This is a genomic window from Magnetospirillum sp. XM-1 (assembly GCF_001511835.1).
In the GTDB taxonomy this organism is placed as follows: Bacteria; Pseudomonadota; Alphaproteobacteria; order Rhodospirillales; family Magnetospirillaceae; genus Phaeospirillum.
In genome coordinates this window covers 1,355,414-1,369,036 of sequence record NZ_LN997848.1, presented here as the reverse complement: position 1 = coordinate 1,369,036, position 13,623 = coordinate 1,355,414, and the positions used below count along the sequence as shown (strand labels likewise).

Annotated in this window: 10 protein-coding genes; all 10 read left to right on the top strand. The window is 65.8% G+C overall.

Translation table 11 applies throughout. The features are described from left to right. Positions 1-78: 78 nt before the first annotated feature. The 10 genes from XM1_RS06515 to lpdA all read left to right on the top strand — a co-directional run bounded on the left by XM1_RS06515 (position 79) and on the right by lpdA (position 13,571). A complete protein-coding gene (locus XM1_RS06515) occupies positions 79-1,482 on the top strand; it encodes a hypothetical protein (protein ID WP_156428658.1) in 1,404 nt (467 codons plus the stop codon). Continuing rightward, positions 1,479-2,423 carry a hypothetical protein gene (locus XM1_RS06510; RefSeq protein WP_068431559.1) on the top strand — a complete coding sequence of 315 codons (945 nt, stop codon included), beginning with the start codon at positions 1,479-1,481 and terminating at the stop codon, positions 2,421-2,423. Before XM1_RS06515 ends, XM1_RS06510 begins: the two co-directional genes overlap by 4 nt. Beyond that, the gene (locus tag XM1_RS06505; RefSeq protein WP_068431556.1) at positions 2,420-3,127 is read left to right on the top strand and encodes a hypothetical protein; all 708 of its coding nucleotides are present in this window, start codon (positions 2,420-2,422) and stop codon (positions 3,125-3,127) included. The genes XM1_RS06510 and XM1_RS06505 overlap by 4 nt, the downstream gene beginning before the upstream one ends. 7 nt (positions 3,128-3,134) lie before the next feature. After that, entirely contained in the window at positions 3,135-4,352 is a 1,218-nt protein-coding gene (locus XM1_RS06500; RefSeq protein ID WP_068431552.1) for a hypothetical protein, read from the top strand. Positions 4,353-4,626: 274 nt separating this feature from the next. Then, the gene (gene mdh / locus XM1_RS06495; protein WP_068431549.1) at positions 4,627-5,586 is read left to right on the top strand and encodes a malate dehydrogenase; all 960 of its coding nucleotides are present in this window, start codon (positions 4,627-4,629) and stop codon (positions 5,584-5,586) included. Positions 5,587-5,617: 31 nt separating this feature from the next. Then, positions 5,618-6,814 (top strand): ADP-forming succinate--CoA ligase subunit beta, encoded by a 1,197-nt coding sequence (gene sucC / locus XM1_RS06490; RefSeq protein WP_068431547.1) that lies wholly within the window; start codon positions 5,618-5,620, stop codon positions 6,812-6,814. 2 nt (positions 6,815-6,816) lie between these two features. After that, positions 6,817-7,692 (top strand): succinate--CoA ligase subunit alpha, encoded by an 876-nt coding sequence (gene sucD, locus XM1_RS06485; RefSeq protein WP_068431538.1) that lies wholly within the window; start codon positions 6,817-6,819, stop codon positions 7,690-7,692. 178 nt (positions 7,693-7,870) lie between these two features. Beyond that, the gene (locus tag XM1_RS06480) at positions 7,871-10,840 is read left to right on the top strand and encodes a 2-oxoglutarate dehydrogenase E1 component (protein WP_068431534.1); all 2,970 of its coding nucleotides are present in this window, start codon (positions 7,871-7,873) and stop codon (positions 10,838-10,840) included. Positions 10,841-10,858: 18 nt separating this feature from the next. Continuing rightward, the gene (gene odhB / locus XM1_RS06475; RefSeq protein ID WP_068431532.1) at positions 10,859-12,064 is read left to right on the top strand and encodes a 2-oxoglutarate dehydrogenase complex dihydrolipoyllysine-residue succinyltransferase; all 1,206 of its coding nucleotides are present in this window, start codon (positions 10,859-10,861) and stop codon (positions 12,062-12,064) included. Positions 12,065-12,161: 97 nt separating this feature from the next. Beyond that, entirely contained in the window at positions 12,162-13,571 is a 1,410-nt protein-coding gene (gene lpdA / locus XM1_RS06470) for a dihydrolipoyl dehydrogenase (RefSeq protein WP_068431530.1), read from the top strand. Positions 13,572-13,623: the final 52 nt, after the last annotated feature.

Here is a 13,623-nt window from a genome sequence, read left to right as displayed (position 1 = left end):
CACTTGTTTCATTTTGTAAAATCCCTTGAAAAGTTGCGGATGCTGAGTTCGGCACCCGTCTAAACAAGGGATTTCGCAATGGCTGCGATAGATTTCTCGGAAGGATTGTCCTACTACTGGTCGTTCGCTGCCCCTTGCGACTCTCATATCGATACCGTCAAAGGCGAGGAGGAGGGCAGGAACGAACTTCCGCCCACCAGCCAGGAGAGTCTTGGCAGCTACGAGCTGATGATCGTCCATCAGGCGATCCAGGCCATTTCTGAGTACCGTGCCCGCCTGTCCAACCGCCTGTCGACCGTCGACGGCTTGCATGCCGACCTGGGGGAGCGGCGAAACAAGCAGTACGACGCGGAACGCCAGCGCCTGTCCAAGCAATACGACCTGGACAAAGATGAACTCGAACGGCGGATCGGCCCGACATCGGTGCTTGGCGTGCAGCAGTTCCGCGCCTGCCATGACGTGGACATGTCGCTTGAGAATCTGCGCAGCGAGCTTGGCGGCCGCGAACCCCTGATCCGTCTGGTTTATCCCCGCTGGCGCTGGCTAACCCCCTATCTGCTGCTCCTCGCCCTTCTCTCCTTGACGGAGCTGGTCATCAACAAGGGCGTGTTCGAGGACATATTCCGGGCCGGAGCGATCTTCGGCTACGGCGGAGCCGGGGTGATGGGTCTGGCCGTGGTGTTTTTCGGCCACCTGATCGGATTGTTCGTCCGCCAGTGCCGGGTTCGCCGCCGCCCACCCGAGCGTTTGCGCACCTGGGTCGGCATCCCTTTGATCCTGCTGCTGGTGACCTTTTCCCTCTACGAGCTTTCGGTGATCCGTCAGTCCTACCTGACCACGTCCCGCACCGCCAATCCCCTGGTCTCGAGCCTGTCGAGCGCCATGAACGAGGTTGCCTCCGGTCGCGGCCCCCTGGGAAGCGCCCTCCGGCAGGTGCCGCTGGCGGGAGGCGCCGCCCAATTGGGAGCCGCCGTCCTGGCGCCGCAGAACGAGCGCAACTCCTTCGAGGCGTTTCAGCCGCTGGGGGCCCAGGGCCTGCTGCTGCTGCTGCTCAACCTGAGCGTCTTCCTGGGCGGCGGGCTCCTGTCCTACATCCGCCACGACCCCCACCCGGACTACGAACCCCTGCTGGACAAGGTCAACCGTTGCCGCCGGCGGATCGCCCGCCGCCAGGAACGCTTCGACCTCGCCATGCGGGAACTGGACGAGAATTACCGCCGGATCAACGACAACCTCACCCGCCGGGCCGACGAACTGGCCCGAGACCTCGCCGAGCAGAAGGTCAACATCAATGGCGCCGAGTTCCGCCTCGACATCGAGATGGAGAATGTCGCGGCCGTGGTCGCCCAGCGCATCCATGCGTATCAGCGGGCCAACACCTTGGCTCGCAAGACCCCGGCACCGCTCTATTTCGGCGAAAGCAGCGCCCAGCAGGCCTGGGCGATGATCCTTGGCAACAGATATCAGGGAGGACCGGCATGACTTCCGGGGCTTGGCACTGGGCCGGAAGGCTGATCGGCGCACGCGGGATCGCCGGAATGCTGGTGGGATTGCTCGCCCTCCTGTCGGCCCCTGACGCCCTGGCCCAGGCCGGCAAGTCAGCCTACCCCTATTGCAGGATGTTTCCCGAGGCCCGGACCGTCGTTTTCCTTGTCGATCGCACCGCCACCTACGAGGACGAAGACATTGCCCGGCTGGTCCGGGGCTGGGAGGTGTTCGCGACCGAACTCAACCGCGAAGGCGACCACCTGGTGATCCGCACCGTCGGCGATTACGCCCGCACCTCCGACATCCTGTTCGACGATTGCGTGCCGAGTTGCCCGCCCAAGGGCTTCCTGCCCTGGTACGACGCCTGCAACCAGAACCTGATCGCCGCCGACCTTCAGGATTTTGTCACCCGCATCGGCCAGGCCCTGAACCCCGTCATGCTGAAACAGGCCCAGGCACGCAAGAACGAGACCGCACTGGCCGAGACGATCAGCCTCGTGGTGTCCGAACACCGACCCTCCCTGCTGGTCATCTTCTCGGACTTCCTGGAATACCATCTGGACAAGGTGGGAGAGGCCGACTTCTACAGGGCCAATACCACCGAGATGAACAGCTTCTATACCGATCTGAGGCGGCGGCGGCTGCTTCCCGACCTGCGGAACATCTCGGTGATCGGATATGGCCTCGGCAAGGAGCTCGGCCCGCCGTCGAAGCCCGGCATCCAGCAGGGCATGAAGCTGAACTGGAATCAGATCTACCGCTGGTGGGTCCGCTATTTCAGCGACGCGGGGGCGCGCAGCATCTCCATCGAGACCGAATATCGCGGGATGACCGCTCCGGTCCCTCCCGGCGAGGCGGGGCCGGAATACCGGACGTCCGAGCCCCTGGGGGCGGGGGCCACCAAGAAGCCTACCGGCAAGGGAGCTGGGCAATGAGTGACGTTTTCCGCAGCCGGCCGACGCTTGACCGCGTTTGCCTCTATATCAGCGCAAGGGACGACGCCTTTCCGCGCGACACCCTGGTTCGGGAATACTGCAATAGCACCCATTATGAGGTCCGGGTGGTGGGCCACCACCACAAGGATGCGGAGATTTCCGCTTGGAACGAGGTCATCACCGGCCTGCTGGACGCCGACCTGACGGTTTTCGACCTGACGCCCAACTATGACCGGGCGGGCCCCAGCCCGGAAAAGGACACGGCCTACGTCAGCGATCTGGTCCTCGAAGTCGGCATCCGCTTCCTATCCGGGCGACCGATGATCCTTCTGCTGGAAGACCGGTTCCGCCTGTGCAAATCCTTCGCCCACCTGGACGTCCTGCGGTACCGGTGCGACGACACGGCGTCGTTCGCCGGTCTGGCCGGCGAATTCGGGCGGCGCCTGAACGATATTGACCGGGCTTCGGACGCCCATCCCGGCGCCTACGCCAGCCGGCCGATCTTCAAGACGTTCAGAGGCCAGGCGGTCCTGATCGGCGGCACCGCCATCACCTACGAAGACTTGCGCCGCCTGGAAAGCGCCCAGCTCATGGCCCGCCGGACCGGGGCGCCCTTGCCCGCCACGGCGTCGGCCGGCCTCAAGCCACAGGGCGGGGCGGACCTGTTGCCCCGCCTGCGCAGCCGGCGGTCCTGGTCACAGTGACGCCGTCGTGACCCCCGCCGCCTTCCGCCTCGCAGCCATGATCGCGGCGGCCTGCTGGCTGGCCTGCGCGCCGCCGGCCCAGGCGCAGGAAAAGATCGAGGTGCGCTCGCCCGACACCTCGGGAAGGCCCTATGCCGACCAGCTGATCGAACAGCTCAGGCGCGACGTGGAACGGGTGGAAGGCTCCCTCAACACCTGCCGGCTGGGCTCGGGGGCGACCGAGCTTCGGGCCGCGGTCTGCGAACAGAAGCTCCAGAACGCCGCGACAACCAACGGCAATCTGAGTTTTCATGCCTCCGACAGCAACGTTCAACTGGCCCTGGACAAGCTGGTCAACATCAAGCTCGGCATCCGGGCAACCAGCGACGACGAGCGCATCTTCCTCGGCGAATCGCTCCTGGTGGTGGGCACCATCAAGAACGACACCCCCTGGGCGCTGCGGCTGGAGCATTCCCGGACCAAGCTGATCGTACCCTCCAACCTGTTCGACAGCCATGTCATCGCCGAAACGCCGCCCCACGGCGGCACGGCCACCCCGGGCATCATTCTCCCCGAGGCCGAGGGATGGACCCTGGACGAAACCAACCTTTCCGATGGCAGCAAAACCGCCTGGCGGAGCCATCTGGTTCCGCCCCATGGCAGCTTCGACATCCACTGGCGCATCCCCGGCCTCACCGTCGCCTCCCAATTGGCCCATCTGGGGGAGTTCACCGCCTTCCGCCCGGTCCGGCGCGACATGTTCACCGACGTCACCGTCAACGCGGAATTCGTTCCACGCCCCCTGCCCGGTTCCACCGCCTCCGGCGATCCCATCCGGGTGGCGTGGCCGATCACCGGGTCCACCGGGGTCAAGCTGGAGCTCAGCGGGCTGATCATCTTCTGCTACGCGTTCCTGGGCGGAATGCTGGCCACGGTCGCCCGCTACGGCTTCCGCCTCAACCGGATCAACGTGGAATACGCCCGGTCCGGCCTGCAGCGCGCCCGCGAACTTAGGCGCAACGGGATGGAATGGATCATCTTCACCGTTCTGGCCGGCTTCATGCCCGGCATCATCGTCGCCTTGGCGGCCACCACCCACGCCGCCAGCGCCGGCCTGTCCGTTCGTGTATTCGACTTCGTCGGCGCCGTGGCGGCGGGCATGGCGGTGCAGTTCCTGATCATGGAATTCGGCGAGCCGGTGGCCGACAAGTTGCTCGGCCGCGAAGCATGGTGGCCACGCATATGACGCAACCCCACCCCCGAGGGTGGGGAATAACCCCCTCCGGGTAGGTTTTCCTATAACGAGTCCAAAGCATTATTGCCCTGGTCCTACCGCTTTGCGGCCAGCGTTCGGAAATCCCAAGGTTTCCCGGCGGGGTGGCTTTGCGTCGGCTGCATGCCAATCCGCTTGCCCTTGGGCGCGAATCGCGTTACCTAAGCCCCCCAGGCCATTTTTGCGCGCTCGGCGCGCCCCACCCGTTCGTCTAGAACCATCTCACGATTTCGAGGGAACTCCATCCATGGCACGCAAGAAGATCGCTCTCGTAGGGTCCGGCAACATCGGCGGCACGCTCGCCCACCTGATCGGCCTCAAGGAACTGGGTGATGTCGTCATGTTCGACATCGCCGAGGGCATCCCCCAGGGCAAGGGCCTCGACATCCTCGAGTCCACCCCGGTCGAGGGCGTGGACTGCCGCTATTCCGGCGCCAACGACTACTCGGCGATCAAGGGCGCCGACGTGGTGATCGTCACCGCCGGCGTGCCGCGCAAGCCCGGCATGAGCCGTGACGACCTGGTCGGCATCAACCTCAAGGTCATGGCCGCCGTCGGCGAGGGCATCAAGAAGAACTGCCCCGGCGCCTTCGTGATCTGCATCACCAACCCGCTGGACGTGATGGTCTGGGCGCTGCAGCACTATTCGGGCGTGCCCGCCAACATGATCGTCGGCATGGCCGGCGTGCTGGATTCGGCCCGTTTCCGCACCTTCCTGTGCGAAGAGTTCAACGTCTCGGTCGAAGACGTCACCGCCTTCGTGCTGGGCGGCCACGGCGACACCATGGTCCCGCTGGTCCGCTACTCCACCGTCGCCGGCATCCCGCTGCCCGACCTGGTGAAGATGGGCTGGACCACCCAGGAGAAGCTGGACAAGATCGTGCAGCGCACCCGTGACGGCGGCGCCGAGATCGTCAACCTGCTGAAGACCGGCTCGGCCTACTACGCCCCGGCCGCCTCGGGCGTCCAGATGGCCGAAGCCTTCCTGAAGGACAAGAAGCGCGTCCTGCCCGTCGCCACCCTGGTCAAGGGCGGCACCTACGGCCAGCCCGACGACGTGTTCGTCGGCGTGCCGGTGGTGATCGGCGAGGGCGGTGTCGAGCGCATCGTCGAGATCGAGCTGAACGCCGCCGAGCAGGCCGAGTTCAACAAGTCGGCCGACGCCGTTCGTGGCCTGGTCAAGGTCGCCAAGGGCCTGATGGGCTAATCGACAAGACACTCTAGGGGAGCAATACCCGATGAACATTCATGAGTATCAGGGCAAGCAGGTGCTGGCCAAGTACGGCGTGGCCGTGCTGAAGGGCGGCGTCGCCTACACCCCCGACGAGGCGGTGCAGGTTGCCAAGGAACTGGGCGGCCCGGTCTACGTGGTGAAGTCCCAGATCCACGCCGGTGGCCGTGGCGCCGGTCGCTTCAAGAACGACCCCAATGGCAAGGGCGGCGTCCGCGTCGTCAAGTCCATCGACGAGGTCAAGACCAACGTCGAGGCGATGCTGGGCCAGATCCTGGTCACCAAGCAGACCGGCCCGGCGGGCAAGGAAGTCAAGCGCGTCTACATCGAGCAGGGCTGCGACATCAAGCGTGAGCTGTACCTGTCCATGCTGGTTGACCGCGCCACCTGCCGCGTCACCATCGTCGCCTCCACCGAGGGCGGCATGGAGATCGAGGAAGTGGCCCACAGCCACCCCGAGAAGATCCTGAAGGTCGCCATCGACCCGGTCGAGGGCTTCCAGCAGTACCACGGCCGCCAGATCGCGTTCGGCCTGGGCCTCGAGGGCAAGCAGGTCAACACCTGCGTCAAGTTCGTCGGCGCGCTGTACAAGGCCTTCATGGACCTGGACTGCTCGATCGTCGAGATCAACCCGCTGGTGGTCACCGGCGCCGGCGAGCTGATCGCTCTCGACGCCAAGGTGAACTTCGACGACAACGCGCTGTTCCGTCACAAGGACATCGAAGAGCTGCGTGACGAGTCCGAGGAAGACCCGGCCGAGCTCGAAGCCGCCCGCCACAGCCTGAACTACATCAAGCTGGACGGCCAGATCGGCTGCATGGTCAACGGCGCCGGCCTGGCGATGGCCACCATGGACATCATCAAGCTGTACGGCTCCGAGCCCGCCAACTTCCTCGACGTCGGCGGCGGCGCCACCAAGGAGCGCGTCACCACCGCCTTCAAGCTGATCCTGTCGGATCCCAACGTCGAAGGCATCCTGGTCAACATCTTCGGCGGCATCATGCGCTGCGACGTCATCGCCGAAGGCGTTGTCGCCGCCGCTCGCGAAGTCTCGCTGAACGTCCCGCTGGTCGTCCGCCTGGAAGGCACCAACGTCGAGCTGGGCAAGAAGATCATGGCGCAGTCGGGTCTGCCGATCATTGCCGCCGACAACCTCGCCGATGCCGCCGAGAAGGTGGTGAAGGCCGTGAAGGAGGCCGCATAAAAATGGCTGTTCTCGTTAATGCCAACACGAAGGTGATCTGCCAGGGCTTCACTGGCGCCCAGGGCACCTTCCACTCCGAGCAGGCCATCGCCTACGGCACCAAGATGGTTGGCGGCGTGACCCCCGGTAAGGGCGGCACCACCCACCTGGACCTGCCGGTGTTCAACACCGTCGCCGAGGCCAAGGCCAAGACCGGCTGCAACGCCTCCGTGATCTACGTGCCGCCGCCCTTCGCGGCCGACGCCATCCTGGAAGCCATCGACGCCGAGATCGAGCTGGCCGTCTGCATCACCGAGGGTATCCCGGTGGCCGACATGCTGGCCGTCAAGCGCGCCCTGCAGGGCTCCAAGACCCGTCTGATCGGGCCGAACTGCCCCGGCGTCATCACCCCCGGTGAGTGCAAGATCGGCATCATGCCCGGTCACATCCACCAGCGCGGCAAGATCGGCATCGTGTCCCGTTCGGGCACCCTGACCTATGAAGCGGTGGCGCAGACCACCGCCACCGGTCTGGGCCAGACCACCTGCATCGGCATCGGTGGCGACCCGATCAACGGCACCAACTTCGTCGACAGCCTGGAGCTCTTCCTGGCCGACCCCGAGACCCAGGCGATCATCATGATCGGCGAAATCGGCGGCGACGCCGAGGTCCAGGGCGCCGAGCTGCTGAAGCGCTCCAAGGTGAAGAAGCCGACCGTCGGCTTCATCGCCGGCCGTACCGCTCCGCCCGGCCGCCGCATGGGCCATGCCGGCGCGGTGATCTCGGGTGGCAACGACACCGCCGACTTCAAGGTGGAAGCCCTGTTGTCCGCCGGTATCGCCGTCGCCGACTCGCCCGCTTCGCTGGGCTCGACCATGGTGAAGCTCCTCAAGGGCTAAACCGCTTAGTACCAAACGGTCCGGCGCGTCGCCGGAGCGCCGGACCGCCGGTGCGTCGGACCGTCTTTACTAATAATAATAACAAAGCAGTTTGCGCCGTTAACGAGCGGCGCCCGGCGGCGCCGCCCGGCCCAAGCACGAAAGGGACGCGGGCTAGAACCTGCGTCGAATCCCGAACATGACAAAGCAGTTCGACGAATCGTCCTTTCTGAGCGGCGGCAACGCCGTCTTCATCGCCGAGCTTTACGCCCGCTACCTGGAAGACCCCGCGTCGGTCGACGCCTCGTGGGTTTCCTTCTTTCAGGATCTGAAGGACGACGGCTCGCAGCTCATTCAGGACTTCAAAGGCACCGCCAGCGCGCGGCGCGACGTCAAGATCATCGGCGCCATCGATCCCGAGGCCGCCGCAGCCGCCGCGGCCGCCGCCAAGAAGGCGGGCAAGGACGGGGCCAAGGCTCCCGCCGCCGCGCCCTCCGTCGATCCGGCCGCCATCCGCCAGGGCCAGATCGATTCGATCCGCGCCCTGATGCTGATCCGCAGCTACCGCGTGCGCGGCCATCTGATGGCCAAGCTCGACCCGCTGGACCTCACCAAGCGCGAGCAGCACCCCGAGCTGGACTACCGCACCTACGGCTTCACCGATGCCGATCTCGACCGCGAGATCTTCATCGACCACGTGCTGGGCCTGGAGACCGCCACGCTGCGCTCCATCGTCAGCATCGTGCAGGAAACCTACTGCTCGAACATCGGCGTCGAGTTCATGCACATCCAGGACCCCGACCAGAAGGCCTGGATTCAGAAGCGCATCGAATCGATCCATAACCGCACCGACTTCACGCCGCGCGGCAAGACCGCCATCCTGGAGCGCCTGACCGAGGCCGAGGGCTTCGAGCGCTTCTTGCAGATGAAGTACACCGGCACCAAGCGCTTCGGCCTGGAAGGCGGCGAGTCCGTCATTCCCGCGCTGGAACAGATCCTGAAGCGCGGCTCGCAGCTGGGCGTCGACGAGGTGGTGCTGGGCATGGCCCACCGTGGCCGCCTCAACGTGCTGGCCAATTTCATGAAGAAGCCCTACCAGGCCATCTTCTCGGAATTCCAGGGCAACGCCGCCAACCCGGAAGACGTCCAGGGCTCGGGCGACGTGAAGTACCACCTGGGCACCTCGGCCGACCGCGACTTCGACGGCAAGACCGTCCACCTGTCGCTGATGCCCAATCCCAGCCACCTGGAAGTGGTCGGCCCGCTGGTGGTCGGCAAGGTCCGCGCCAAGCAGACCCAGTTCGGCGATACCGAGCGCAAGCGGGTGATGGGCATCATCCTGCACGGCGACGCCGCCTTCGCCGGCCAGGGCGTGGTGCCCGAGGTGATGTTGCTGTCGCAGCTCAAGGGCTACGCCACCGGCGGCACCATGCACATCATCGTCAACAACCAGATCGGCTTCACCACCGCGCCGCAGTATTCGCGCTCCGGCCCGTATTCGTCGGACGTGGCCAAGGGCTTCCAGGCCCCGGTGTTCCACGTCAACGGCGATGATCCCGAAGCCGTGGTCCACGTGGCCCGCATCGCCACCGAGTTCCGCCAGGAATTCGGCGCCGACGTGGTGCTGGACATGATCTGCTACCGCCGTCACGGCCACAACGAGTCGGACGAGCCGGCCTTCACCCAGCCGCAGATGTACCGCAAGATCGCCGCTCACCCCACCACCCGCGCTCTGTATTCCGAGAAGCTGGTGGCCGAGGGCACCATCTCGCGCTACGAGGCCGACGCCATCTTCGCCAACTTCCAGGCCCGCCTGGAAGGCGATTACGAAGCGGCCAAGAGCTTCAAGGTCAACAAGGCCGACTGGCTTGAAGGCAAGTGGCAGGGCCTGGTGCAGCTGTCCGAGGAAGAGGAGTTCCGCGAGGAGAAGACCGGCGTGGCCGCCGACATCCTTCGGGAAGTCGGCCACGCCCTGGCCAAGACCCCCGAGGGCTTCAACGTCAACCGCAAGATCGTCCGCCAGCTGGCCGCCAAGAAGGACATGGTGGACACGGGCGAGGGCATCGACTGGGCAACCGCCGAGGCCTTGGCCTTCGGCACCCTGCTGGTGGAGGGCAACCCCGTCCGCCTGTCGGGCCAGGATTGCGGCCGCGGCACCTTCTCGCAGCGTCACTGCCGCCTGACCGACCAGGAGACCGAGGAGCGCATCGAGCCCCTGAACCACATCCGCCCGGGCAACCAGGCCTATTTCGAGGTCATGGATAGCCCGCTGTCGGAAGAGGCGGTTCTGGGCTTCGAATATGGCTACTCCCAGGCCGAGCCCAACACGCTCACCCTGTGGGAAGGCCAGTTCGGCGACTTCGCCAACGGCGCCCAGGTGATCATCGACCAGTTCATCAACTCGGGCGAGTCCAAGTGGCTGCGCATGTCGGGTCTGGTGATGCTGCTGCCCCACGGCTATGAAGGCCAGGGTCCGGAGCATTCGTCGGCCCGCTGGGAACGCTATCTCCAGCTCTCCGCCGAGGACAACTGGCAGGTCTGCAACATCACCACGCCGGCCAACTACTTCCACGCTCTGCGCCGTCAGCTGCGCCGCAATTTCAGGAAGCCGCTGATCATCATGACGCCGAAGTCGTTGCTGCGTCACAAGCTGTGCGTCTCCAAGCTGGACGATCTGGTCACCGGTTCGCGCTTCCGCCGCGTGCTGCCCGAGACCGAGACGCTGGTGGCCGATGCCAAGATCCGCCGGGTGCTGATGTGCTCGGGCAAGGTCTATTACGATCTGCTGGAGGAGCGCACCAAGCGCGGCCTCAAGGACGTGGCCATCATCCGCGTCGAGCAGCTCTATCCCTGGCCCAAGGACACCATCAAGGCCCAGCTGGCCCGCTATCCCAACGCCGAATTGCTGTGGGTGCAGGAAGAGCCGGCCAATATGGGGCCGTGGACCTTCGTCGACCGCCGTATCGAGTTCATCTGCGAAGAGCTCGACATCAAGGCGAGGAAGGCCCTGTACTGCGGACGCCGCGCCGCCGCGTCGCCCGCCACCGGCCTCTACAAGACCCACGTGGCAGAGCAGGAATGGATCACCGGCATGGCATTGACCGGTGAACTGGTCACCCTGCCCCAGCCCTTCCGCCGTGCCTCCAAACTCTCGCGCCTGACCGCCTAAGAAGAGGGAACAGCAGTAATGTCCACCGAAATCAAGGTGCCCACCCTGGGCGAGTCCGTCACCGAAGCTACCGTCGCCAAGTGGTTCAAGAACGTGGGCGACGCCGTCCGCGCCGACGAACCCCTGGTCGAGCTGGAAACCGACAAGGTCACCGTCGAGGTCAACGCGCCGTCCGCCGGAACCCTGACCGACATCGTGGCCGCCACCGGCGCCACCGTGGAAGTCGGCGCCCTTTTGGGCGTGCTCGGTGCCGCCGGCGCCGCCGCCGCGTCCAAGCCCGCCGCCGCTCCGGCTCCGGCTCCGGCCGCAGCCCCCGCCCCGGCTGCCGCTCCGGCCGCCGCCGCCGTCATGCCGTCGGCCAAGAAGATCGCCGCCGATGCCGGTGTCGACACCTCGGCCATCGCCGGCACCGGCAAGGACGGGCGCGTCACCAAGGGCGACGTGCTGGCCGCGGCGTCCGCTCCCGCCGCCGCTCCGGCTCCGGCCAAGCCCGCCGCCCCCTCGGGTCCGCGCGCCAAGGCCGACCGCGAGGACCGGGTCAAGATGACCCGCTTGCGCAAGACCATCGCCGGCCGCCTGAAGGAGGCCCAGAACACCGCCGCCATGCTGACCACCTTCAACGAGGTGGACATGGGCGCGCTGTTCGACCTCAGGAATCAGTACAAGGACCAGTTCGAAAAGCGCCACGGCGTCAAGCTGGGCTTCATGTCCTTCTTCGTGAAGGCCTGCATCTCGGCGCTCAAGGATTGGCCCGCCGTCAACGCCGAGATCGACGGCGACGATCTGGTCTACAAGAAGTACTACGACATCGGCGTGGCCGTGGGTACGCCCCAGGGCTTGGTGGTGCCGGTGCTGCGCGACGCCGACCTTCTGTCCTTCGCCGGTGTCGAGCAGGGCATCGCCAACCTGGGCAAGAAGGCCCGCGACGGCAAGCTGTCCATGGAAGACCTCACGGGGGGCACCTTCACCATCTCCAACGGCGGCGTCTATGGCTCGCTGATGAGCACCCCCATCCTCAACACGCCCCAGTCGGGCATCCTGGGGATGCACAAGGTGCAGCAGCGCCCCATGGTCATGCCCGACGGCAAGATCGAGGCGCGCCCCATGATGTACCTGGCGCTCTCCTACGACCACCGCATCATCGACGGCCGCGAGGCGGTGTCGTTCCTGGTGCGCGTCAAGGAGTGCATCGAGGACCCGCAGCGCATCCTGCTGGAAATGTAGGATCAGCCATAATAGCCGTCATGGCCGGACTTGATCCGGCCATCCATGGACCCCCGGACCAAGTCCGGGGGTGACGCCCTATCAGGGGGATAGACCCATGTCCGAGAATTCCTTCGACGTCGTCATCATCGGCGGTGGTCCGGGCGGCTATGTCGCCGCCATCCGCGCCGCCCAGCTGGGCTTGAAGACCGCCTGCATCGAAAAGCGCGGCAGCCTCGGCGGCACCTGCCTCAATGTGGGCTGTATCCCGTCCAAGGCGCTGCTGACCGCCTCTCACCACTACCACGCCGCCGCGCACGAGTTCGGCTCGTTCGGCATCAAGGTGTCCAAGGTCGAGATGGACGTGGCCGGCATGATGGGCCACAAGGACAAGGTGGTGTCCGACAACACCAAGGGCATCGAGTTCCTGTTCAAGAAGAACAAGGTGACCTATATCGTCGGCGCCGGCGCCATCACCGCGCCCGGCCAGATCGAGGTGACGGCCAAGGACGGCGCCAAATCCCAGGTGGCCGCCAAGCACATCGTCATCGCCACCGGCTCCGACGTCACCCCCCTGCCGGGTGTGGAGATCGACGAGGAGGTGATCATCTCGTCCACCGGCGCCCTGGCCCTGCCCAAGACGCCGAAGCACATGGTGGTCATCGGCGGCGGCGTCATCGGGCTCGAGCTCGGCACCGTCTGGGGCCGCCTGGGCGCCAAGGTCACCGTGGTGGAATTCCTCGACCGCATCCTGCCGTTCAACGACGGTGAGGTCTCCAAGCAGATGCAGCGCCTGTTGGGCAAGCAGGGCATGGAGTTCAAGCTGGGCACCAAGGTCACCGGCATCACCAAGAAGGGCAAGACCGCCACCGTCACCGTCGAGCCCGCCGCCGGCGGCGCGGCCGAAAAGATCGAGGCCGATTGCGTCCTGGTGGCCATCGGCCGCAAGCCCTACACTGACGGCCTGGGCCTGGATAAGGTCGGCGTCGCCATGGACAAGCGCGGCTTCGTCCAGATCGACGGCCACTTCCGCACCAACGTGCCGGGCATCTACGCCATCGGCGACGTGGTCGGCGGCGCCATGCTGGCCCACAAGGCCGAGGAAGAGGGCGTCGCCCTGGCCGAGATCCTCGCCGGCCAGCACGGCCACGTGAACTACGACGCCATCCCGGCGGTGGTCTACACTTGGCCGGAAGTGGCCTCGGTGGGCAAGACCGAGGAGCAGTTGAAGGCCGAGGGAATCGCCTACAAGGCCGGCAAGTTCCCCTTCACCGCCAACGGCCGGGCGCGCTCCATGAACGAGGTCGACGGCTTCGTCAAGGTGCTGGCCTGCGCCACCACCGACAAGGTCCTGGGCGCCCACATCGTCGGCCCCAACGCCGGCGACCTCATCGCCGAAGTGGTCCTGGCCATGGAATTCGGCGCAGCGTCGGAAGACATCGCCCGGACCTGCCACGCCCATCCGGGCCTGGGCGAAGCGGTCAAGGAAGCCTGCCTCGCCGTGGACGGCCGCCCGCTGCACACGTAGTTTTTTCGTTTCCCGAACGGAAAGGGCGCTCCATATAGGGCGCCCTTTTTGT

Coding starts and splice junctions, on each gene's coding strand:
- XM1_RS06515 (WP_156428658.1), top strand. CDS start 79: ATGGCTGCGATAGATTTCTCGGAAGGATTGTCCTACTACTGGTCGTTC.
- XM1_RS06510 (WP_068431559.1), top strand. CDS start 1,479: ATGACTTCCGGGGCTTGGCACTGGGCCGGAAGGCTGATCGGCGCACGC.
- XM1_RS06505 (WP_068431556.1), top strand. CDS start 2,420: ATGAGTGACGTTTTCCGCAGCCGGCCGACGCTTGACCGCGTTTGCCTC.
- mdh (WP_068431549.1), top strand. CDS start 4,627: ATGGCACGCAAGAAGATCGCTCTCGTAGGGTCCGGCAACATCGGCGGC.
- sucC (WP_068431547.1), top strand. CDS start 5,618: ATGAACATTCATGAGTATCAGGGCAAGCAGGTGCTGGCCAAGTACGGC.
- sucD (WP_068431538.1), top strand. CDS start 6,817: ATGGCTGTTCTCGTTAATGCCAACACGAAGGTGATCTGCCAGGGCTTC.
- XM1_RS06480 (WP_068431534.1), top strand. CDS start 7,871: ATGACAAAGCAGTTCGACGAATCGTCCTTTCTGAGCGGCGGCAACGCC.
- odhB (WP_068431532.1), top strand. CDS start 10,859: ATGTCCACCGAAATCAAGGTGCCCACCCTGGGCGAGTCCGTCACCGAA.
- lpdA (WP_068431530.1), top strand. CDS start 12,162: ATGTCCGAGAATTCCTTCGACGTCGTCATCATCGGCGGTGGTCCGGGC.